At 72.4% G+C, this 20,336-nt stretch carries 18 protein-coding genes; 8 read left to right on the top strand and 10 right to left on the bottom strand.

What is annotated here, in order from left to right:
- Positions 1-78: 78 nt before the first annotated feature.
- Entirely contained in the window at positions 79-297 is a 219-nt protein-coding gene (locus R2B67_RS02120) for a hypothetical protein (protein WP_018513034.1), read from the top strand.
- A gap of 52 nt (positions 298-349) precedes the next feature.
- Here the strand turns inward: R2B67_RS02120 and R2B67_RS02115 are convergent, their stop codons facing one another.
- A complete protein-coding gene (locus R2B67_RS02115; RefSeq protein WP_317816096.1) occupies positions 350-1,822 on the bottom strand; it encodes an MFS transporter in 1,473 nt (490 codons plus the stop codon).
- A gap of 160 nt (positions 1,823-1,982) precedes the next feature.
- Between R2B67_RS02115 and R2B67_RS02110 the strand changes: the two genes are divergently transcribed.
- Positions 1,983-2,630, top strand: a complete 648-nt coding sequence (locus R2B67_RS02110) for a TetR/AcrR family transcriptional regulator (protein ID WP_317824762.1) — start codon at positions 1,983-1,985, stop codon at positions 2,628-2,630.
- A gap of 14 nt (positions 2,631-2,644) precedes the next feature.
- Here R2B67_RS02110 and R2B67_RS02105 read toward each other — a convergent pair whose 3' ends face one another.
- Both R2B67_RS02105 and R2B67_RS02100 read right to left on the bottom strand, forming a co-directional pair.
- A complete protein-coding gene (locus tag R2B67_RS02105) occupies positions 2,645-3,910 on the bottom strand; it encodes a DUF6357 family protein (protein ID WP_317816095.1) in 1,266 nt (421 codons plus the stop codon).
- A 137-nt stretch (positions 3,911-4,047) separates the two neighbouring features.
- Positions 4,048-5,034 (bottom strand): saccharopine dehydrogenase, encoded by a 987-nt coding sequence (locus tag R2B67_RS02100; protein ID WP_317816094.1) that lies wholly within the window; start codon positions 5,032-5,034, stop codon positions 4,048-4,050.
- Positions 5,035-5,146: 112 nt separating this feature from the next.
- On the opposite strand from R2B67_RS02100, the gene R2B67_RS02095 reads away from it, so the two are divergent.
- Both R2B67_RS02095 and R2B67_RS02090 read left to right on the top strand, forming a co-directional pair.
- Positions 5,147-5,728 carry a TetR/AcrR family transcriptional regulator gene (locus tag R2B67_RS02095; RefSeq protein WP_317816093.1) on the top strand — a complete coding sequence of 194 codons (582 nt, stop codon included), beginning with the start codon at positions 5,147-5,149 and terminating at the stop codon, positions 5,726-5,728.
- Between the two features lie 182 nt (positions 5,729-5,910).
- Entirely contained in the window at positions 5,911-7,101 is a 1,191-nt protein-coding gene (locus R2B67_RS02090) for an FUSC family protein (RefSeq protein ID WP_317816092.1), read from the top strand.
- Positions 7,102-7,143: 42 nt separating this feature from the next.
- Here the strand turns inward: R2B67_RS02090 and R2B67_RS02085 are convergent, their stop codons facing one another.
- Positions 7,144-8,070, bottom strand: coding sequence for an SDR family oxidoreductase (locus tag R2B67_RS02085; protein WP_317816091.1), 927 nt, complete (start codon positions 8,068-8,070; stop codon positions 7,144-7,146).
- Positions 8,071-8,257: 187 nt separating this feature from the next.
- Positions 8,258-9,244: a helix-turn-helix transcriptional regulator gene (locus tag R2B67_RS02080; protein ID WP_317816090.1), complete on the bottom strand. Its 987-nt coding sequence runs from the start codon at positions 9,242-9,244 to the stop codon at positions 8,258-8,260.
- Positions 9,245-9,346: 102 nt separating this feature from the next.
- On the opposite strand from R2B67_RS02080, the gene R2B67_RS02075 reads away from it, so the two are divergent.
- Positions 9,347-9,796, top strand: coding sequence for a VOC family protein (locus R2B67_RS02075; RefSeq protein ID WP_317816089.1), 450 nt, complete (start codon positions 9,347-9,349; stop codon positions 9,794-9,796).
- Between the two features lie 45 nt (positions 9,797-9,841).
- On the opposite strand, the gene R2B67_RS02070 is transcribed toward R2B67_RS02075, so the two are convergent.
- The 4 genes from R2B67_RS02070 to R2B67_RS02055 all read right to left on the bottom strand — a co-directional run bounded on the left by R2B67_RS02070 (position 9,842) and on the right by R2B67_RS02055 (position 13,875).
- On the bottom strand, positions 9,842-10,249 hold the full coding sequence (locus tag R2B67_RS02070; RefSeq protein ID WP_317816088.1) for a hypothetical protein: 408 nt from the start codon (positions 10,247-10,249) through the stop codon (positions 9,842-9,844).
- Positions 10,246-11,949, bottom strand: a complete 1,704-nt coding sequence (locus R2B67_RS02065; RefSeq protein ID WP_317816087.1) for a right-handed parallel beta-helix repeat-containing protein — start codon at positions 11,947-11,949, stop codon at positions 10,246-10,248. Before R2B67_RS02065 ends, R2B67_RS02070 begins: the two co-directional genes overlap by 4 nt.
- A 150-nt stretch (positions 11,950-12,099) precedes the next feature.
- Positions 12,100-12,912, bottom strand: coding sequence for a dimethylargininase (gene ddaH / locus R2B67_RS02060; protein WP_317816086.1), 813 nt, complete (start codon positions 12,910-12,912; stop codon positions 12,100-12,102).
- 18 nt (positions 12,913-12,930) lie between these two features.
- Positions 12,931-13,875 carry a methionyl-tRNA formyltransferase gene (locus tag R2B67_RS02055; RefSeq protein ID WP_018513022.1) on the bottom strand — a complete coding sequence of 315 codons (945 nt, stop codon included), beginning with the start codon at positions 13,873-13,875 and terminating at the stop codon, positions 12,931-12,933.
- A 214-nt stretch (positions 13,876-14,089) separates the two neighbouring features.
- Between R2B67_RS02055 and R2B67_RS02050 the strand changes: the two genes are divergently transcribed.
- Together R2B67_RS02050 and R2B67_RS02045 are read left to right on the top strand one after the other, a co-directional pair.
- Positions 14,090-15,670, top strand: coding sequence for an amidohydrolase (locus tag R2B67_RS02050; protein ID WP_317816085.1), 1,581 nt, complete (start codon positions 14,090-14,092; stop codon positions 15,668-15,670).
- Between the two features lie 250 nt (positions 15,671-15,920).
- The gene (locus tag R2B67_RS02045) at positions 15,921-17,102 is read left to right on the top strand and encodes an MraY family glycosyltransferase (protein WP_317816084.1); all 1,182 of its coding nucleotides are present in this window, start codon (positions 15,921-15,923) and stop codon (positions 17,100-17,102) included.
- A 25-nt stretch (positions 17,103-17,127) separates the two neighbouring features.
- Here the strand turns inward: R2B67_RS02045 and R2B67_RS02040 are convergent, their stop codons facing one another.
- Positions 17,128-18,015, bottom strand: a complete 888-nt coding sequence (locus R2B67_RS02040; RefSeq protein ID WP_317816083.1) for a glycosyltransferase family 2 protein — start codon at positions 18,013-18,015, stop codon at positions 17,128-17,130.
- Between the two features lie 118 nt (positions 18,016-18,133).
- Here R2B67_RS02040 and R2B67_RS02035 point away from each other — a divergent pair, with 118 nt between their 5' ends.
- Positions 18,134-20,302 (top strand): PI-PLC domain-containing protein, encoded by a 2,169-nt coding sequence (locus tag R2B67_RS02035; protein WP_317824761.1) that lies wholly within the window; start codon positions 18,134-18,136, stop codon positions 20,300-20,302.
- The last annotated feature ends 34 nt before the right edge of the window (positions 20,303-20,336 follow it).

Raw genomic sequence — 20,336 nt, 5'->3', positions numbered from 1 at the left:
CGGGGCGGCAGAGAAGTCTGTGCCGACCCGGCGAACACGCGCTTCGTGGGGAAGCGCGACCTGAAGAGGGGAACGAGCGTGGCTTCGATCGATCTGGGCAACGTGCTGGACAAGGCCTGGGCGGACAAGAGTGTGCCCGAGGTGCTGTCGGCGCCGGTGTCGGCGCTCAAGGGGGTTTCGGACCGTCAGGGTGATCTGCTGAACGAGGCGTTCGGCATCAAGACCGTTGCCGACCTCGCGAAACTGAAGTACGTCGGCTGGGCGCAGGCCCTGGCCGCGCTGGACGCGGCGAAGTAGCGCGGCGTCCGCAGAGCGGGGCCACGGGCAGGAGTCCCTGCCCGTGGCCCGGTCAGCCGGCCTCCGCGGGTGCTGCCTCCTCCACACTGCGGGAGTCCGTGAGGCTCAGCGCGCCGACCGTCGCGATCAGGCCGACGGCGACGGCGAGTACGGCGTACGCGATCCGCTCGCCGTGGAAGAAGGAGGACACGAGGCCGCTGCTCCACAGCCCGGCCGGGAGCTGGGTGGTGACCAGGGCGGCGATCAGCGTGCCGACCACGGCGGTTCCGACGCTGGTGCCGACCTCCTGCGCGGTGTCGTTGAGCGCGGTCCCCATCGAGGTGCGGTTGGCCGGCATCGCGTCGACGAGCGCGACCGCGCAGATCGTCATGACGGTCCGCAGTCCGATCGTCATGAGCACCATGCAGAGCGCGATGACGAGATAGCCGTGCTCGACACCCCAGGACAGTCCCGCCAGCGCGACGGCCAGGCAGGCCGCGCCCACCAGGCAGGCGATGCGGTGGCCGTAGCGGCGGGCCAGTCCCTCGGACACGGGCGTCGCGAGCAGCATGGTCACGATCAGCGGCAGGTTGGCGAGGCCGGCTCGTACGGGGCTCCAGCCGTACGCGTACTGGAAGTGCAGGATGAGCCCGAACATCACGCCGGCCATCGCGATGGACGTACCGATCTGTGCCACGGCGGCACCGCGGACCGTGCCGTTGGCGAACAGGCCCAGGTCCAGCATCGGGGCCCGGCTGCGGCGCTCGTGGAGGATGAAGGCGGTCGCTGCGACGGCCGCGCCCACGACCGAGCCGATGGTGAGGGCGGAGAGCCAGCCGTTCTCGACGCCGCTGGTCAGCGCGTAGCAGGCGAGTCCGATCGTGACGACGCTCAGTGCGGCGCCAGGTATGTCGAGCCGGTCGCGCGTCAGGTCCTCGGGCCGGTCGGCCGGGACGCCGAGGCGGACCCCGATCCAGGCGATCACCGCGATCGGGGCGTTGACGACGAGCAGCCACTCCCAGCGCACATGGGCCAGGGCCGTGCCGCCGATCAGCGGTCCGAGGATGAAGCCGGACATGCCGACGACGATCATCACCGTCATGGCGCGCATCCGCAGCGCCTTGTCGTCGAAGAGGCGGAGGACCAGCGAGTTCGTGATCGGGGCCATCGCCGCGGCGGCGATGCCGAGCAGGGCGCGCAGGGTGATGAGCTCGCCCGCGGTGGTGACCCATACGGCGCACAGGCTCAGCGCGCCGAACACGGACAGCCCGACGAGCAGGACGCGGCGGCGGCCGAGCCGGTCGGCCATGGAGCCCGCGGTGAGCAGCAGACCGCCGAAGGTCAGTGAGTACGCGCCGGTGACCCACTGCAGCGCGGTGGTGCCACCGCCGATGTCGCGTCCGATGGTGGGCAGCGCGATCGACAGCAGGGTGTTGTCGACCATCTCCACGAAGAAGGCCAGACAGAGGGCGGCCAGCGGAATCCAGGCGGCGCGCAGGGAGGGATAGGTGCGGGAAGCGGGGGGTTTCAGTATCGCGGTCGTCATGGCGGCGCTCCTTTCGATCGAACGCCGCTCGGTTATCGAACGGTGTTCCATGAGGTACGGTAGAACAGCGTTCGATAGAGATGCAAACGAAGGGGCAGAGGCCATGCCGCGCCACCAGAACCGTGGAGCCGCCGGCGGTCGCCGCCGGGCTTCGCACTCGATGGAGTCCGTGCTCACCGAGGCGGTGGCGCTGCTCGACGAGGCGGGACCTTCGGCCCTGACGTTCCGGGCGCTCGCGCAGCGCCTCGGGGGTGGTGTGGCCAGCATCTACTGGTACGTCGCGAGCAAGGACGAGCTGCTCGACCGCGCCACCGACCACGTCATCGGCGGCGTCCTCGCCGAGATCGAGGCCATCGAGCCCGGCGACGACCCGATCGACCACCTGCGCGCGATGTCACTGACCCTGTTCGACGCGATCCTGGTGCGGCCCTGGCTCGGGAACTACTTCATGCGCAACACCGACGTCCAGGGCAACGCCCTGCGCCTGTACGAGAAGTTGGGGCAGCCGACTCTGCGGCTGAAGCTCACCGCGCGCCAGCGGTTCCACGCCGTATCGGCGATCACGACGGTCGTCGTCGGCTCCGCGGTCGACCTCGGGCAGGAACCGCCTCAGGAGGTCCTCGACGGAGCCCTCGGCCGTGACGAGTTCCTCGGCCGCTTCGCCGCGACCTGGCGGGAGCTCGACGCCGACGGCTTCCCCTTCGTGCACGAGATCGTCGACGAGTTCGACGGGCACGACGACATCGAGCAGTTCCGGGCCGCGCTGGACCTGACCCTGGCGGGGCTGCGCCTCCAGGCCGGCGCCTGAGCGCGCCGGGGGGGCTACTGCGCCTCGCGTCGTCGTCGGCGCGCGCGCTCGAACTCGGCGACGTCCGACATCCAGGGGCCGTGCCGATCGAGTGCGGCGCAGCCGCCGAGGGCAAAGGTGCTCACCAGCTTCCGGTACCCGTCCATCCCGTCGACGAGGCCGTACTCGACCCGGTACTCCGGCTCCGATCCGCCCCTCCCCTCGCGCACCGTGGTGACCCGGGCGATGGAGTCCGCGTAGAAGTGGAGCTGGACGCCTTCGCCCATCTCCTCGTCCTCGATGGTGAACACTTCGTTGTCCGATGCGGAGCGATCGCCGACGAACTCCCAGAACTCCGCACCGGCGGAGCGGGGGCCGCCCTGGCGCCACTTCTTCTCGACGCCCTTGTCATCGGTGAAGGACAGGGCTGTCTTCCTCGCGCGACCGCCGGCGTCGGCGTGGTCGCCGGCCGCCTCCTCGTCGTCCTCCATGGGCGCGCCCTTGGAGCGGGCCGCGGCCTCCGAGCACATCAGGAAGCTCACGGAACGCACCGCGTCATCGGCGAGGCCGACGTGGGCACGGCGCACGGCGGTCTCCACCGCCGCCGCCATCCGCTCCCAGGCGCGCTTGTCCGTGGCGCGCTTCCCCCGTCGTGGATCACGGCCGATCCGCATTCCGGCGCACGCCTGCTCGGCGGTGGCGACCACCCGTACGACCTCGGGCAGCAGCGCGGGGTCGACGGCGTCCGGCGTCCGCTTCGGGAGGGTCGAGCCGTGCAGGTACTGGCCCGTGTACCGCAGGATCGCGGCGTCGAGCGGACCGAGTACGGTCCCGCGTTCGGCGCGACGGCGGTTCGCGTGGTACTCCTGCGCCCGCTTCGCATCGGACGTCTCCGTCGCCGTGCGCAGGGCCGCGCAGACCTGACCGCGCTCCAGCAGATCGATGCCGGCCCCGTGGGCGATGAGCCGGCCCCGGTCCCAGGGGATGCGCCGGAAGAGCGCGTCGACGTCCGCGGGCGCGGAGAGGAGGATCGGGTCCAGGAGCGCGACGGCGGCGTTCTCATCCAGGCTGCCCCGGGTTCCGGCGGCGTCGCACAGCGGAAGGACCGCACTCCACAGCAGCAGGTGTCTGGCCAGATCCTCCTGGATCACCGAGAGGTGGGCTTCCCCGATCGGGAACGTGAACGTGCGCGGTTCGTGGTTGGCATCGGCCCCGGCACCCAGCATCAGCTTCAGCTCACCGTCCTCGCGGATCACGTTCGGTATCCAGCCGCTCCGGCGCGTGAAGACGATGTCGCTCATGGGCCCAGTCTTCCCCATCGGACGTGAGCCCGAGGGCCGGGCCCCCGGCGTCGAGGCGGGCGACGGGGAGACCGTGAGGCCGGGCGGCCGACAGGTGCGCCGCCCGCCTCCGGTCCGGGAACCACGCCGGGAGCAGGTCAGCTGTCGCCGGGTGCGCTGGTGAAGGCGGCGCCGGACTCTGTCATCCGGTCGACCGCGTAGGCCGGGTCGAGCAGTGTCTCGGGGGTGTGGATGCCCGGTGCGACGGGTCCGCCGCGCAGCCCGAGCATCCGCTCGACGCCGAGGGCGATGCCGGTCGCGGTCAAGGGGCGCTGCCCTGCCGGGTGGACCAGGTGACGGCTCGTACGGAGCGGCGCACCCTTCCGGTCTGCTCCTTCGAGGTCGATCCGGACCTCGAAGGAAGGGGGTCCGCCGAGGCGTCTGCCCGCGGATGTGCCGACGGCGAAGTCGAAGCGGACGTCGGGTGCGCCCGTGGCGAGGGCGAGGCTCGGTACGTCGAGGATGGCGATGCTCTGCCCGGGCAGGGTGGTGCCGTCGCTGCTGCGCACCTCGACCCGCGCGTCGGGGCCGGTGATCCAGGTGAAGACGCCGTCCCGGCGCACCAGGCCCGCCGAGGTGGCCGTGGACCACCGTTCCAGATCGGCTATGCCTGCCGGTCCGCCGGTGTCCAGTTCGTCCAGCACGCCACTGATCCGGATGGTGTCGATCCGGTCGAACTGCCGGGCCCGGTGCAGGGCCGCGAGGACGACGGTGCCGGCGCAGTAGTGGCCGGCCACCAGGATCGGCGTGGGGTTCGCTCGCTGGGCACCCGCGACGACCTCGGGCGCGATGTCCACCAGGCCGCTGGAGATGCCGAGGTACGGCAGCCCGCGGTGCTGTGCGTAGCGCAGCCCGTGCAGGTGGTCGTCCCAGAGTGCGGCGACCACCGCCGAGTAGGTGCCGTCGGCGGGGAGGCCGAGATCGCCGCGCCGCAGATCGATGGTCGCCGCCGTTGCGGTGCCGAGTCCGTCGGCCACCCGCTGTGCGCGACCGATGTCGCGGCCCGCGATCGTCAGCGGCAGCGCCGGATGCCATTGGCGCAGGAGAGCGGCGGCCCCCGAGCCCGCCTGTCCCGAACCGCCCAAGAACAGTACTGATTCCGGCTGTCCCACGGTGCGTTCCCCTCACATCCATGAAGCTACATTTTGTAACCTACGTTTTGTAGCTTAGGTTGGAGGGGGAACGCAAGGGAGGGCCATGGCCACCACACCCACCCGCCTGTCCAAGCAGGCCAGGCGGGAGCAGTTGCTCGACACCGCCGTGGCGATCGTGCGCACCCGGGGCGCCGATGCCCTGACGCTGGTCACCCTCGCGGAGGAGGCCGGGGTGAGCAGACCGATCGCCTACGACCACTTCGCCACCCGCCCCGGCCTGCTGCTCGCGCTCCACCGGCGACTCGACGAACGCCACCGGGCCGCGATCACGCAGGCGTTGCGGGACGCCGCACCCGGCGCCGACGAGGTCGCCCGCGTCATCAGCACCGCCTACTTCGCCTGCGCCACCGATATGCCGGAGCTCGGCGCCGTCTCCGCCGCGCTGAAGGGAAGCCCGGAAATGGAGGCGATCCAGCACGAGTTGACCGCCGGCTATGCGCACCTGATGGCCACTGCGCTGCTTGCGTACTCCGGCCTCGCGCCCCACGCACTCCGGCTGCGGTGTGTCGGCCTGCTGGGTGCGGCGGAGGCGATCGCCGCCGAGCTGAACGGGGAGCGGACGACCGGCAGCGAAGCGGTGACCGCGCTGACCGGCCTGATCGTAGGCGGCCTCGACGCCCGGTGATCAGGGGGATGAGGGCTGTACGGAGACCGGGGCCCGTATCCCGGTGAGGTGCCCGGTGTGCGGGCTGCCCCCGGATGACTACGTAAGGTGACGCGTGGGCCCGGAGTGGGCGGGTACGGGAGGCGCAGCCCTCCCCGTCATCAGGGGGGTGCGACCGGCAACGTGGCGAGGAAGAGGGCAGGTTGAGGCGGACGGGGACGCGGTGGTCGGCGGCCCGGCAGTGGGTGGGCCAGGAGTGGGCGGAGGTGCGGCGGTCCGTCCGCAGCGCGTGCGAGGAGGCCGGACCCGAGCGGGACACGCTCGTCCAGTCTCTCAAGGCAGCAGGGGCGGCGATACTCGCGTGGGCGTTGTGCGGATGGTGGTTCCAGGCCCCGATGGCGCTGCTCGCTCCGTGGACGGCGATCGCGATGGTCGGCAGCACGGTCTACCAGTCGCTGCGTACGGGAGCCCAGCAGTTCGCCATCATCGCCCTCGGCACCGTCTGGGCATCCGGGGCGATGGCTCTTACCCGGGACCAGAGCATGGCCGCCATGCTGCTCACCCTCCCGTTCATGATGCTGCTCGGCAACTACCGCCGCTTCGGCAGCCAGGGCATCTACGGTGCCACCACGGCGCTCTTCGTGATCACCGCCGGAGTGTCCAGCACCTCCACGGTGGGGCACCGGCTCCTGGAGACCCTCATCGGTGCGGTGATCGGCCTCCTGGTCAACGCGCTCGTCCTGCCACCCGTCCACCTGCGCAGCGTCCGTGACCGCCTCGGCCGTGTCGCGCAGGAGACGGCGGACCTGCTGGACGCCATGGCGGACGGACTGCGCGAGGAGGACGGGCTGGAGGGGGCTGAGGGCTGGCACCTCAGGGCCACCCGCCTGACGGTCTCGCTCCAGGACGTGAGCGACGCCCGCCGCTGGGCGATGGAGGGTTCGCGCTGGAACCCGGGAGGCCGTCTGCGCCGCACGGGACCGAAGCCTCCGCCGTTCGCCGAGGACATGCGGTGGGGCCGTGTCTGCACCCGCGCTCTGGCGGTCGCCCGTACGCTCGCCGGGATCCGCGAGGACCCGGAACTCAGCCGGCCGTCACCGGACTTCTTCCGGCAGCTGTCCGACGTTCTGCGCCAGGCCGCGGTCATCTGTGTACGGGAGACGGAACTGCTCACCTCCGCCGAGTCGGACAATCCGCGCGACGACCGCGACGACCGCGACGACCGCGACGACCGCGACGACCGCGACGACCGCGACGCGGTGGCGGGGAAGGCCCGGGCCGGCCTCGACACGCTCACCGGGATCTTCCGCCGGCAGGAAGGAACGGCGGCGGCCGTCGGAGGTGAACTGCTGCTGGAGGTACGGCAGCTGGTGACCGAACTCGGTTCCGCCTGAGCGGGTGCCACCAGGGTGGGCAGGACCGGGCCGAGGGCCGGCCTACCGGTCGCGTGGAGCGGCCTGGTAGGAGTACCAGTCGGCACGGCCTCCGGCGCCCAGGACCTCGGCGGGGGAGGAGAGCTGCTCGCTGGGCCGGTCCCGTAGCTCGCGCCGGGCGACCCGGGCGACGAGCGCCGGAAACAACGGGCGCAGCGGCTGGCACCAGCGGAGCCACGGCGGGGCGTAGATGTGCGGGGCACGGTGGGCGATGCCCCGGGTGAGCCACCGGGCGACCTGGTCGGGGGAGTGCACACGGCGGGCCGGGCGGGGCTGATTGCGTCGCAGGGCTTCCAGGACGGGGTGGTCGTCGATGCCGGTGAGCATGTCGGTACCCGTCCAGTGCAGGTACGCGATGCCGACCTGGACCCCGTCCGGTTCGAGCTCCCCGCGCAGCGCGAGGGCGAACGACTCCGCACCCGCCTTGGAGGCGCAGTAGGCGCTCATCATGGGCGCCGCGCCGAACGCGGCCGTGGAAGCGATCTGGAGGAAGTAGCCGCGGGCCGCCGTGAGCTGGGGCAGGAACGCGCGGACGGTGTTGGCGGAGCCGGTGAGGTTGACGTCGATGACCCGTTGCCAGAGCTCGGCGGCCGTGTGGTCGAAGGGGCCGCTCACCGCGATGCCGGCGTTGGCCACGACCACGCTCGCCGCGCCGAGTCCGGTCTCCACGCGAAGGGCGGCGTCCGCGAGTGCCGTACGGTCGGTGACGTCGGCCTCGACGCAGATGCTCCGGCCCGGCAGGGAATCGGCGACCACCTGGAGGGTCTCCCTCTCCCGTCCGATCAGCGCCACGTCCATCCCGGCCTCGGAGAGGCTGTGCGCGAGGGCTTCACCGATGCCGCGGGCGGCGCCGGTGACGACCGCGACCCGCCCGCGCAGGGGGGCGCCTCGGGCGTGGTGGGTGAGGCGCCCGCCGGGGGTGTCTCGCATCGTCTCTCCTCGATCCCGGGCCGCGTGTCTCCGAAGGCTCGGCAGCCGCCTTCCCCGTCACGTCCTGGCCATGGCTTTTCCGCGAGACCTGTCGTTTCAGCCCAGCCCCGGCGCAGCCCAGCCCGGCCCCCAAGGGGACAGGCGGCCTACTCCAGCGTGCGGCCCATCCGCACACTCTGCAAGTTCCTCACCTGGTGGGCGCCCCGTAGCGGGCGGCGAGCGCGGTGGCCCGTTCGTGCAGTGCGGTACGCAGCCACTGCGGGGACAGGGCCTCCGCGTCCGCGGCGAGCTTCCAGAGCACCCACTCGGCGTGCCGCGCGTCCTGGAAGGTCACCTCCAGCCGCAGCCACCCGTTCCTTTCACCCTCTTCGGCATCCTCCGCGAGGACCGCCAGCGCCGTCCCCACCAGCTCCTCCCGCCGCGCCGGGTCCACCCGTACCAGCACGGTGACCTGGTCGCCACCGGTCCGGAACCGTGTGCCGCGTTCCTGCCAGGCCCGGTCCAGGTCGACCCGTTCCGGCCGCTCGGCGGGTTCGGCGAGCTCCTCGGCGGCCAGGATCCGGGAGAGCCGGTACGTGCGGTCCTCGCCCGACCTGGTGGCCAGCAGGTAGCCCTGCTCGCGTACGGTGACCAGGCCGATGGGGTCGACCGTGCGCCAGCGCGGGGTCCGGCCCACCGCCTCGTAGCGGATGCGCAGCTTGCGCCCGGCGAACACCGCGCGCCGGACCTCGCCCGCGATCGGATCGGGTACGTCGTCACCCTCCAGCCGACGCGCGAGGAGATCGGTCTCCGGGTCGATGAGCAGCCGCTCGGCTACCCCGGCCGCGGTGTCCCGATGGCTCTCCGGCAGCGCGTCGACCACCTTGAGCATGGCCGAGGCGAGCGCCGAGCCGAGGCCGAACGCCTGCGCCCCGCGCCGCGATCCGGCGACCAGCAGGGCGAGGGCCTCGTCATGGTTCAGCCCGGTGAGCTCGGTCCGGAAGCCGGGCAGCAGCGCGAAGCCGCCGTACCGGCCGCGTTCGGCGTGGACCGGGACACCGGCCGCGGACAGCGCCTCGATGTCGCGCAGCACCGTACGCGTGGACACCTCCAGCTCTTGGGCGAGCGCGGTCGCGGAGAGCCGGCCGCGCTGGCGCAACAGCAGGACCAGGGAGACCAGTCGATCGGCGCGCATGGGAAAACCCTAGGGCAATACATGACATGAGGTGTCGTGATGCGCTGCGAGGCTCAATGTGTCGCCCGAAGGCGGCAGTTCATCCATATGAAGGAGCAGCGCATGGGGTCCCGACTCAACCCGTACATCAGTTTCGACGGGAACGCGCGGCAGGCGATGAAGTTCTACCAGGAGGTCTTCGGCGGCGAGCTGGAGGTGTCCACGGCCGCCGACTTCGGCTCGGCGAACTCGGGCTCGGCGAACTCCGGCTCGGCGAACTCGGGCTCGGCGGACGCCTCCGACGCCGACAAGGTCCTGCACGCCCGGCTGGACACCCCGGACGGCTACACGGTGATGGCCTGGGACGTGCCGGAAGGGGTGCCGTACCGCCCGGGCAACGACGTCGCGGTCTACCTCGGCGGCGATGACAACGAACTCCGCGTCCGCTTCGAGCGGCTGTCCGAGGGCGGCACGGTGACCATGCCTCTGGAGAAGCAGCCATGGGGTGACGAGGCGGGCGCCCTCGTGGACCGGTTCGGGATCACCTGGATGGTCAACATCGGCCAGGAATAGCCCTGTTACAGCGGCGGCCAACCGTGACGCCGTGGGCCGAGGCGGTCAGACGATACGGGTCAGCCCCTCGATCGCCGTCTGCGCCCACTGCTGCGCCCCCGCCGCCGTACCGGCCGCCACTCCGGTCGCGACCGGTGCCAGCACCCCCTTGAGCATGGCCAGCGCGCGGCGGACCCGGCCCTCCTCCGGGGTGCCCGGCCCGCTGATCGTCGCGCGGACCTCGTCGGCCGCCGCCTCCACGTCCTCACGGTCGCGGTCGGCGAGGCCAGCCCGGGGCAACTGCTGGAGCAGGTCGTCGACCAGTGCGGCGAGCGCCTCGAACCCCGGGGCGACCGTGCTGTTGTTCTGCTGGTTCTGCGTGACGGACTGGTTGTTCCAGGCGAACTGGGCACCGGAGACAGCCTCGTTGAACACCGGCCCCTCGTGGTTGTGCACGTTCCGCGGGTCGTTCATGCGGGGGTACCGCCCTCTCCGGTCTGCTGCTGGATGGCCGTCGTGTTGTTCCACGCCAGCTGGACGCCGTGGACCTCGTCGTTGAACACCGGCGCGTTGAAGTTGTTGATGATGGTCGGGGGCGGTTCGGCCGGCTCCGCGCTCTCCACCACCGGCAGCGACGTACGGAGGGAGACCAGCTCCACCAGTCCGTTGTGCCGCGCGGCGTCACCCCCCTCTCCCGCCACGGTGCAGCCCACCAGCCGTCCGCCGCACCGGTCCCGCAGGCTCACCCCCACGACCGCGCAGTCGGTGAACTCGCTGTCCGTGACGTCCAGATAGGCGGAACCACTGCCGCTGAGCCCGGCGGTGCCGGCGCCGGACACGGTGAGGTTCCTCGCGACGAGCCTGCCCTTGCCGAAGGCGCTCACCCCCCACCTGCTCACCGCCTCGATCGTGCAGTCCCGCACGAACAGTTGAGCCTCCTCACCCACGCCGAAGCCCAGCGTCCCCCGCTCGGCGGACACGTCGGTGAGCCTGACCCGCGACTGGCCCAGGACCTCGACGGCGGACAGGTCGAAGTCCCGGAACACCGCGTCGGTGATGTCGGCCGTGGTGCCGGCGTTCCCCAAGGTCTGCACGTGCGAGGGGCAGCGTTCGACCCGGACGTGCTCGAAGACGGCGGTGCTCCCGTCCTTGACCCGCAGGGCGACGCTCGTCAGGTCCTCGATCGCGACGCGGCTGAAACGGCCTCTGGCCGCTTCGGTGACGGCGATCCCCACATTGCCGCCCGAGACGCGGCAGCCGTCGACCTCCGGAGAGCCGCCCTCCGTGGAGAGCACAGCGGCGTTCCCCGCGTCGAGGACCGTGCACTCCTCGAACCGGCCGCGGCCCGCGGACCCGACGTTGATTCCGGTGTCCCGGCACCGGGCGAAGGTGCATCCGCGCACCACCGGGTCGGCGCCGGTCGTGACCGCGATCCCGTGCTGGGCGTCGGTGACGCTGGTGCTGTCCACGGAGCCCCTGGACTGCTCCATGAACCAGATCCCCTCGGCGTGCACGGCCTCGACGGCGCAGCCGGCCACCCTGAGCTCCGCCTGCGTGTCCGCGACGACGGCCGCGAGACCGGTGCCGGTCAGCTTGCACCCGGTGACCTCGGCCCGCGCACCACTGACGCGTACGCCGTGGATGCGGCTGCCCTCGACACGGCTGTCCCGGACCGTGACGTCGGCGCCTTCGATCACGGCGATCGCGTTGTCGGTGGCATCGGTGAACCGGCACCGCTCCACGAGCCCGCGGGCCCCGCTGAAGAGGGCCCGGCCGTGCAGCACCACGCTGTCCCGCAGCGTGAGTGAGGTGTTGGGCCCGGCGTGCACGCCGACCCCGTTGTACGCGCGGATCTCGACCCGGTCGAGGGTGAGCGTCCCCGCATGGCAGGCGACGGTGTCGGCGTCGCGGCCGGTCAGGACGAGGCCGTCGACACCGACCGTTCCGTACGCGTCGAGGGCGGTCCCGCGCGCCTGGCCCACCACCACCGAGCCGGGCGCCCCCGCCGCGACGAGCCGGACCTCTCCCCGTACGGTGAGGGCTTCCTCGTACCGGCCGGGCGCGATCTCGATCAGCGCCGCCCGGCCCCGCCGGGCCGCCGCCAGGAGCGCGGAGGTGATGTCGGCGTGGACGCCGCGACCGCCGCGCGGTGAGACGACGTACTTCGCGACCATCTCCGCTCCCCCCACGGCGCATGTCCGGCGCGGTCGATGCTACCTGAGCGGTCGTCACCGGGCGGGTCGTCCACAGGCAGGCCGAGCCGCCGGGACCACGGCGCCCCCGCCCAGGTCGTCGACCCGGGCGGGGGCATCGGGAGCGGTGGATCAGCGTGCCGGCCGGAGCTCCAGCGTGCAGCACTTCACGCTGCCGCCCGCCTTGAGGAGCTCGGAGAGGTCCACACCGACCGGGCGGAAGCCGCGGTCACGGAGCTGCTCCGCGAGACCCGTGGCGTTCTGCGGCAGCACCACGTTCAGCCCGTCCGACGTGGCGTTCAGCCCGAACACCGCCGCGTCCTCGGCCGAGGCGAGCACGGCGTCCGGGAAGAGGCGTCGCAGGACCGCGAGGCTGCCGGGGGAGAAGGCCCCCGGGTAGTAGGCGATCGTCTTCTCGTCCAGCACGGTGAGGGCCGTGTCCAGGTGGTAGTAGTCGGGGTCCACCAGGGTCAGCCCGATCACCGGGCGGCCGAAGAACTCCTGGGCCTCGTCGTGGGAGCGGGGATCGCTGCGGAACCCCGTACCGGCGAGCAGGAGATCACCCACGAGCAGGTAGTCGCCCTCCCCTTCGTTGACGACGCTCGCGGTGCGCAGGTCGGGGAAGCCGTTGTCGCGCAGCCAGTCGTGGTACGCCGGACCCTCGGCGATCCGCTCGGCGTCACGGAAGCGGGCCACGAGGGCTCGCCCGTCGACGACCGTGGCACCGTTGGCGGCGAAGACCATGTCGGGGAGCCCGCGGACGGGTTCGATGGTGTCGACGGTGTGCCCGAGGCTCAGGTAGACCTCGCGCAGTCGCTCCCACTGGGCGATGGCCAGCGGAGTGTCGACAGGCTTCTTCGGGTCCATCCACGGGTTGATGGAGTAGACCACGTCGAAGTAGGTGGGCCGGCACATGAGGTAGTGCCGGGCACGTGCGGTACGCATGGGTGAGGGTCCCGATCGTCAGGGGCGGCCGGTGAGATAGCCGCCCATCGAGGTGAAGTACTCGGTCGCGGGAAGTTCGCGGCCGTCCCCGGTCCGTACGCGGGTGATGGCCAGACCGTGGTTGCGGCCGGTTCGGGCGTCGGCTCCGGCGACGATCACGACGCCGTCGCCCTCGCGGTAGAAGATCCGGCCCGGGGTGCCGCCGTAGCGGCCCTCGGACACGACAGCGGAGAGGACTTCGAGCCGCTGCCCCTTGTGGAAGGTGAAGGCGCTCGGGTACGGAGCGGACTGGGCGCGGATCAGACGCTCCAGGTCCTCGGCCGGCCAGTTCCAGTCGATACGGATGTCCTCCTCGGCCCGCTTGTGGAAGAAGCTGGCCTTCGACCGGTCCTGCCGGGTGAACTCGGTCTGCCCCGAGGCGATCAGGCCCAGCGCCTCGGTGGTGACCGGGGCGATGAGGTCGACCGTACGGTGGAAGAGGTCGGTGGTGGTGTCCGTCGGACCGACGGTCACCGAACGCTGGATGACGATGTCGCCCGCGTCCAGCTCCTCGTCCATCAGATGGGCCGTGACGCCGACTTCCGGCTCGCCGTTGATGAGCGCCCAGATCAGCGGCGAGAAACCCGCGTAGGCGGGCAGCAGGGAGTCGTGGATGTTCAGCGTGCCGTGGACCGGCAGGTTGTAGATCTCCGGCGGCATCCACGTCCGCCAGTTGTTGGCGACGATGATGTCCGGGGCCACCTCCTTGAGGCGCTCCACCAGTTCATCGTCCGGCCGGTTGCGGATGATCACGGGGATCCCGTGCTTCTCCGCCAGATCGGCCACCGAGTCGCTCCAGATCTTCTCGTAGGCGTGCTCGCTCTTCGGGTGCGTCACCACCGTCACCACGTCGTGCTCGGAGTCCAGCAGCGCTTGCAGGGTGCGGTGCCCCCAGGTCTGGTAACCGAACATGACGACCCGCATGGAGGTGCCTCCTTGGAAGAGCGATGACCGGCAAATCAGTAAAGCAAGGCTTACCTAAGAGCACAACGGCCCATGATTCATAGTGGGGTTGAGATGATCAGGTCGGCCGGAATCACCCCCTGACATCGACAGGTGAGGCCGTGCGGGTTAGCTTGGCCCGGCCCGCTCTCCGGCCGTGCGCCGTGGGTCCGACCGCGACGGGGAGGGACCTCCCATGCTCTGTACGAGGCTGACGAACGCCCGCATCCTCACGCTCGACGCGCACCACCCCGTCGCCCGCGACCTCGGTATCTGGCGGGGCCGGATCGTCGGCGTGGACGAGGCGGTGACCGCCCTCCCGGCCCGCGAGGTGGTCGACCTCCAGGGCGCCACCGTGCTGCCCGGCTTCATCGACAGCCATGTCCACCTGGCCTGGGCCGGGTTCAAGGCCCGTACGCCGAGCATCGCCCCGTGCACGCGGATCGAGGACATCCTCGCCGTCGTGGACGAGGCCGCCCGCCGGCCCGCACCCCCCGGCGCCTGGCTGGATATCGCCGGTTACGACCAGCGGGCCCTGGGCCGCCATCTGACCGCCGCCGAACTGGACCGGGTCAGCCACGGCCGCAAGATCCTCCTGATGCACGACTCCGGACACGCCTGCGTCGTCAACACCGCCGTCCTGGATCTGCTGCCGGCCGAGGTGGAGCACGAGGAGGGCTTCCTCGCCGAGAGCGCCATGACCGCCGCCCGACGGCTGCGGCTCCCGTACTCCCAGGAGGAGCTCGCCGACGCGATCGAACACGCCGCCCGCGCCTGCCTCACCGAGGGGATCACCGCCTGCGCCGAGGCCGGCGTCGGCGGCGGGCTGCTGGGGCACAGCCCCGTCGAACTCGGCGCCTACCAACTCCTCCGCGACCGGGGCCGACTGCCCCTGCGCGTTCAGCTCATGGCCTCCGGAGACACCCTCCGTACCCGCGCGGCCCACCCCGACGACGGCTTCACCGAGGCCCTGGACCTCGGGCTGCGCACCGGATTCGGCGACGACTGGCTCTCCCTCGGCGCCCTGAAGATCTACACCGACGGCGGCATGATGGCGCGCACGGCCGCGCTCACCTCCCCGTACGAGGGGACGCACGACACCGGCCGGCTCCAGGACGACCCCGACCGGCTCACCCGCCTCATCATCGACGGCCACCTCGCCGGCTGGCAGCTCGCCGTCCACGCCATCGGGGACCGCGCCGCCGACCTCGCCCTGGACGCCCTGGAAAGCGCCCAGAAGCTCAAGCCCCGGCCCGACGCCCGCCACCGCATCGAGCACGCCGGACTCATCCGCCCCGACCAGCTGCCCCGGTTCGCCGCGCTCGGCGTGAGCGCGGTGGTCCAGCCCAACTTCCTGCGGTACTTCGGCGACGACTACGCGACGGTGATGGGGGAGCGGCGGGCCGGCTGGATGTACCGGGGTCGGGGGTTCCTGGACCACGGTGTCACGCTCGTCGGCTCCTCCGACCGGCCCGTCACCGACGGTTCCCCGCTGCGGGCGATCCAGTTCATGGCCGAACGGGCCTCCGTCTCCGGCCGGATCATCGGCGGGGACGAGACGATCGGCGTCGCGGAGGCCGTACGCGCCTACACGGTCGCCGGCGCCCACGCCTGCCGCTGGGACGACACGGCGGGCACCCTCTCCCCGGGCAAGCGTGCCGACTTGGTGGTCCTCGGCGACGACCCGCACCGGGTGGACCCCGCGCGGATCGGGGACATCGAGGTCGTGACGACGTACGTGGACGGCCGGGACACCAGGGAGGCCCTGCCCGCCTGAGACGCGGGGCGGGGACGGGGGCTCCAGCCCTCCGCCCTCTCGGCTCGACCACCAGATCTGGGAATCAACGCCTTTTTCGTGTTATTCGGGGTGAATAGGGACATCGGCCCCGTAGGTTGGGGAGAACCGCCACTCGACTGGCGTCCTACGTCCCCCGACACCGCAGCCGGACGAGCGCCGGGCCGCCGTGTTCCACCGGTCGCCCGGCGCCCCGCGCGCCGCTGTTCACGAACGAGGAAAGGCAGGGCAGGTGAACGTGCTTGGGATCATCGCCTCCGCTGTGGCCGCGCTGTTCATCACGGTCGTACTCGCCAAGGGCGTCCGCCGTACGGCGCTCCGCTCCGGCATCGGCCGTGAGCCGGGCGCACGCCCCTCGCGTGCCGGGGTGGTGCGCAGACTGGGCGGCGCGACGGTCGTCATCGGCGTCGGTGCGGCGGCCGCCGCCGGCTCGGGACTCGGAGCGGCGGGCGACGGGGGACGGGCCGTCACCGGACTGCTCGCCGGAGCCGGGATCGTCGCTGCCCTGGGGCTCGTCCACGACGTGCGGCCGCTCGGCGTCCCCCTGCGGATGGCGGTCCAGACGGCCGCCGCCACGCTCGCCGTGTGCCTGGCCGGTCTGTCGCCGGTGGCGGGCGTCCTGGCCGTGATCTGGATCGTCCTCGTCACCCATGCCTTCGCCCTGCTCGACACCTCCGACGGGGCCCTGGCGACCGTCGGCGCCGTCACCGCCGCCGGGCTGCTCGCCTGCGCGGCGCTCGACGGCCGGTCCGGGCCCGCCCTGCTGACCGCCGCCCTGCTCGCCGGGCTCATCGGCTTCCTGCTCCACAACTGGCACCCCGCGCGCCTCCGCCCCGGCGCCTCCGCCTCTCTCTTCACCGGCTTCGTCCTCGCCTCCTCCGGCGCGCTGATCCACGCGGCGGCACCGCCGGAGCGCGCCGCCTGGGCCGCGCTGCCCGTCCTCGCGACCGTCGCCCTCGCCGACACGGCCCTCGTCCTGGCCTCCCGCCGCCGCGCCTCGCGCCCCCTGCTCCAGGACGGCGGCGACCACATCACGCACCGCCTGCGCCGGATCCGCGTCACCGTGCCCGGGACGGCCGTCGTCCTCGGCCTGTGGGCGGGCGTGGCGGTGTCGATCGGCGCGCTGGTGTACGCGGGGGTGCTGCACCCCGCGCTCGCCCTCGTACCGCCGGTCGGCAGTGCCCTGGCCGTCCTCGCCCTGCTGAGGATCCCGGCGTACGTGGCTCCGCCCAGGACCGGCACCCGCCGCCCGGCCCCCGGCACCCCGGTACCGGCCGCCCCGTCCACGCCACCCGCCCCGGCCGGCACCGCCCCGGCAGCCGCCGAGCCGGCCAGGACCCCGGCAGGCCGCCCCACCGTGCCCCCGCCGCCCACCGGCCGCCCCGCCGTCGGCGTCACCGCCGACCGGAGCTGACCCCGAGGGCCGCAGCCCCCACTCCTCACCCCCGCCACCGCCCGACCGTCGCCCGGGCCGCTGTCCGCGCGTACGGGGACACCATCAGGAACGGCGCCCACGGCCAGGTGTGGCGCAGGCAGTACACCCACCACTGGCGCGGCGGCAGCTCGGTCACGGAGGTCACCCGGCGCAGCGCCTCCCGCACCCCGATCCCCGGCTCCCTGGAGCCGGGGACGTCCGGCCCCTCCGCGCACCCGCCGACGGGCCACGGGGCGACGAACGCGGGCACCCCGGCCCGGCGGGCGCGGAACCCGTGGTCGTAGTCGCCCATCCGGTGGCGGAAGACCTTGTCGAGGTCCCCGACCCGGTCGTACGCGGCCCGCGAGAGCAGCACCACCCGGCCGTCGTACGTGTCGCACGGCTCCGGCCGTTCCCCGCCGGGCTCCACGAGCACCAGGGACCGGCCCCGCCGCCCCGAGTACACCGTGGTTCCGTCCGCGCCCCGGACCGCCCCGACGACGACCGCCCCGGCCCCGACCACGTCCGCGGCGGCCATGAGCTGGGCGAGGGCGTCCGGGTACAGGTCGACCCCGTCGTCCAGCCACAGCTGGTGCGTCCATCGGTGGCTCGGGCCGCCCGGTCTGCCGCGGTGCGAACCGCCTCCGCCCCCGCCGCTGCGGCTGTTGCGGCTGGCGATGCGCATCGCCTGGTTACGGGGGACGTCCGCGCCCACCGACATGACCTCGACGGACGGATGGCGGAGGCGGACGGCCTCCGGAGTGCCGTCGGTGGAGCCCGCGTCCACCAGGTGCACGCCCAGCGTGGCGTGGGCCGGAAGGCCCTGCTGGCTCTCCAGGGCGCTGAGCGCCGACAGGGTCCGCGCGCGCCTGTTGTGACTCGTCATCAGCACGGCCAGGTGGACGGAGTGCACGGCGGAGCTCCTCACTGCATGAATCTCATCATTCATGCATAAAAGTCGATAATCCGCATAGGCTGAGTGAGTGATCGCCGCACCGCTGGAGTACCCGCTTCCCCCGGAACCCGGCCCCATGTCCCCGGGCCGGGCCCGGCGGGCGGTGCGTGTGGTGGCGTTCGTACTGGCCGCGCTGAGCGTGCTGACGGTGGCACTCACCTCGACGGTCCGCGCCACCGTCCTGTCGCCGGGGTACTACCGGTCGGTCCTGGACGAGGAGTCGGCGTACGACCGCCTCTACAGCGAGGTGCTCGTCGACCCGGCGATCGCCCCGGTCACCCGCGACCTCCTCGCCCACCTGCCCGTGCCGGAGGCGCTCGTGACCTCCAACATCAAGGTCGTCCTGCCGCCGGAGACCGTCCGCTCCCTGACCGACCAGCAGATCCACGCCCTCACCGACTACCTGCGCGGCGACACCGACGAGCTGCGGCTGAACGTGGACATCGACCCGGTGCTGCGGAACCTGGCCGAACTCGCCCGGATCTACTTCGGCGACCTGGTGGCCGGACTCCAGGACCAGGAGGAACCGGACTTCGCCCGGTTCACCGACGACCTCACCGGGGCGCTCGAAGCGCTCAGGGAGGGCCGCGCGCCCGCGCTCCCCGCCCTGCCGCTCACCGACGACCAGGCGGCCCGCGCCACCGACGCCCTGCTGACCCTGGTGCCCGAGCGGGACCGGACGGAGCTGCGCCCCGATGTGGAAGTGGCCCTGGGCAGGGGCGACGTATCGACGGCCCTGGCGACGACCGCGTCCGCCGCACTCGCCGACGGGTCACGGACCGCCGCCGCCGACCTGCGCACCACGCTCCAAGGGGGTACGTGGGACCTCACCGCGGCCCTGACGGCGGCGGGCAACGACCTCGACGCCCTGGAGCAGGCGCGCGAGCGGGTGCGGTGGCTGACGTACCTCCAGATCCTCGCCACCGCCCTCGCCCTGACCTCCCTCGCCGCTCTCTGGGCCACCGGCCCCCGCGCCTCCGCCCGGCGGCTGATGGCGCTGGGACAGGCGGTCGCCTGCGGCGGGATCCTCGCGGCGACGGCCGTCCTGCTGACCCGGTGGGTCACCGGCGGCCGGTTCCTCACCATCCCGGCCTCCTGGCCGCCGAGCGTCAGCGCCCTCGTCGAGGACCTCCAGCGCAACGCCGTGGACCAGGCGGTGGCCACCGGACTGACCGCCGCCCTCACCGCCCTCGTCGGCGGTGCCCTCCTCACCGCCACGGGCTGGGCCTTCCTGGTGCGCCCGCGCACGCTCCCGGCACCCACCGCCGTACGGGGCGTGGCCGCGGGCGTGACCTGCGCGGCGCTGGCGGGCGCGCTACTCGTCCCGCCCGTACTCGCCCCGTCCGCGCCCCGCCGCTGCCAGGGCAGCGCCGAACTCTGCGACCTGCGGTACGACGAGGTCGCCCACCTCACCGCCCACAACGCCATGTCCACCACCGCCGACCGGTTCATCGGCCCCCTCCAGGACCCCGACATCACGACCCAGCTCGACACCGGGGTCCGGGCGCTGCAACTGGACACGTACCACTGGGAGAGCCCGCAGGACGTCGCCGCCCGGCTCGACAACCCCGAGTTCACGCCCGAGCAGCGTCGGCTCATCTCGGCCGCGATCGACAAGGCCAACCCGCCGCGCGAGGGCCTCTGGCTCTGCCACAGCGTCTGCCGGGCCGGCGCGATCGAACTGACACCCACCTTGAAGGACATCGGCGACTGGCTCCGCGCCCACCCGTCCGAGATCGTGACGCTCATCGTCCAGGACGACATCGGCGCCGAGGAGACCGCGGAGGCCTTCCGCCGGGCGGGCCTCGACGACCTGCTCCACACCCCGTCCGAGGACCCCGACGAGCCGTGGCCCACGCTGGAGGAGATGATCGACAGCGGCCGACGGCTGGTGGTGTTCGCCGAGAAGGCGGACGGCCCGGCGCCCTGGTACCGCAACTTCTACCGGTACGGGATGGAGACCCCGTTCGCCTTCCGCAGCCCCGACGAGATGAGCTGCGCACCGAACCGGGGCGGCACCGGCAAACGCCTCTTCCTCCTCAACCACTTCGTCACCAACGGCGGCGGCAGCAGGCTGGACGCGGGCCGGATCAACTCGCGTGACTGGCTGCTGGAGCGGGCCCGGACCTGCGAGGCTGAGCGTGACAGTCCGGTGAACTTCGTCGCGGTCGACTACACGACCGTCGGGGACGCGCTCGGGGCGGTGGAGGAACTGAACAACGGCCGTGCACAGGAGCGCCGCTGACCTGTCGACGACTCCGCCGTGGCGCCGGGCGAAC

The sequence above is a fragment of the Streptomyces cyaneofuscatus genome (assembly GCF_033109485.1).
In the GTDB taxonomy this organism is placed as follows: Bacteria; Actinomycetota; Actinomycetes; order Streptomycetales; family Streptomycetaceae; genus Streptomyces; species Streptomyces cyaneofuscatus.
Note: the sequence above shows the minus strand (reverse complement) of the source record. Positions and strands in the feature narration are given on the sequence as shown.

What these genes read in the sequence shown, in the direction of transcription:
- R2B67_RS02085 (WP_317816091.1), bottom strand. Translation starts at nt 8,070, where the DNA reads ATGCGAGACACCCCCGGCGGGCGCCTCACCCACCACGCCCGAGGCGCC.
- R2B67_RS02075 (WP_317816089.1), top strand. Translation starts at nt 9,347, where the DNA reads ATGGGGTCCCGACTCAACCCGTACATCAGTTTCGACGGGAACGCGCGG.
- R2B67_RS02065 (WP_317816087.1), bottom strand. Translation starts at nt 11,949, where the DNA reads ATGGTCGCGAAGTACGTCGTCTCACCGCGCGGCGGTCGCGGCGTCCAC.
- R2B67_RS02080 (WP_317816090.1), bottom strand. Translation starts at nt 9,244, where the DNA reads ATGCGCGCCGATCGACTGGTCTCCCTGGTCCTGCTGTTGCGCCAGCGC.
- R2B67_RS02055 (WP_018513022.1), bottom strand. Translation starts at nt 13,875, where the DNA reads ATGCGGGTCGTCATGTTCGGTTACCAGACCTGGGGGCACCGCACCCTG.
- ddaH (WP_317816086.1), bottom strand. Translation starts at nt 12,912, where the DNA reads ATGCGTACCGCACGTGCCCGGCACTACCTCATGTGCCGGCCCACCTAC.
- R2B67_RS02095 (WP_317816093.1), top strand. Translation starts at nt 5,147, where the DNA reads ATGGCCACCACACCCACCCGCCTGTCCAAGCAGGCCAGGCGGGAGCAG.
- R2B67_RS02105 (WP_317816095.1), bottom strand. Translation starts at nt 3,910, where the DNA reads ATGAGCGACATCGTCTTCACGCGCCGGAGCGGCTGGATACCGAACGTG.
- R2B67_RS02115 (WP_317816096.1), bottom strand. Translation starts at nt 1,822, where the DNA reads ATGACGACCGCGATACTGAAACCCCCCGCTTCCCGCACCTATCCCTCC.
- R2B67_RS02050 (WP_317816085.1), top strand. Translation starts at nt 14,090, where the DNA reads ATGCTCTGTACGAGGCTGACGAACGCCCGCATCCTCACGCTCGACGCG.
- R2B67_RS02110 (WP_317824762.1), top strand. Translation starts at nt 1,983, where the DNA reads ATGGAGTCCGTGCTCACCGAGGCGGTGGCGCTGCTCGACGAGGCGGGA.
- R2B67_RS02035 (WP_317824761.1), top strand. Translation starts at nt 18,134, where the DNA reads ATGTCCCCGGGCCGGGCCCGGCGGGCGGTGCGTGTGGTGGCGTTCGTA.
- R2B67_RS02070 (WP_317816088.1), bottom strand. Translation starts at nt 10,249, where the DNA reads ATGAACGACCCGCGGAACGTGCACAACCACGAGGGGCCGGTGTTCAAC.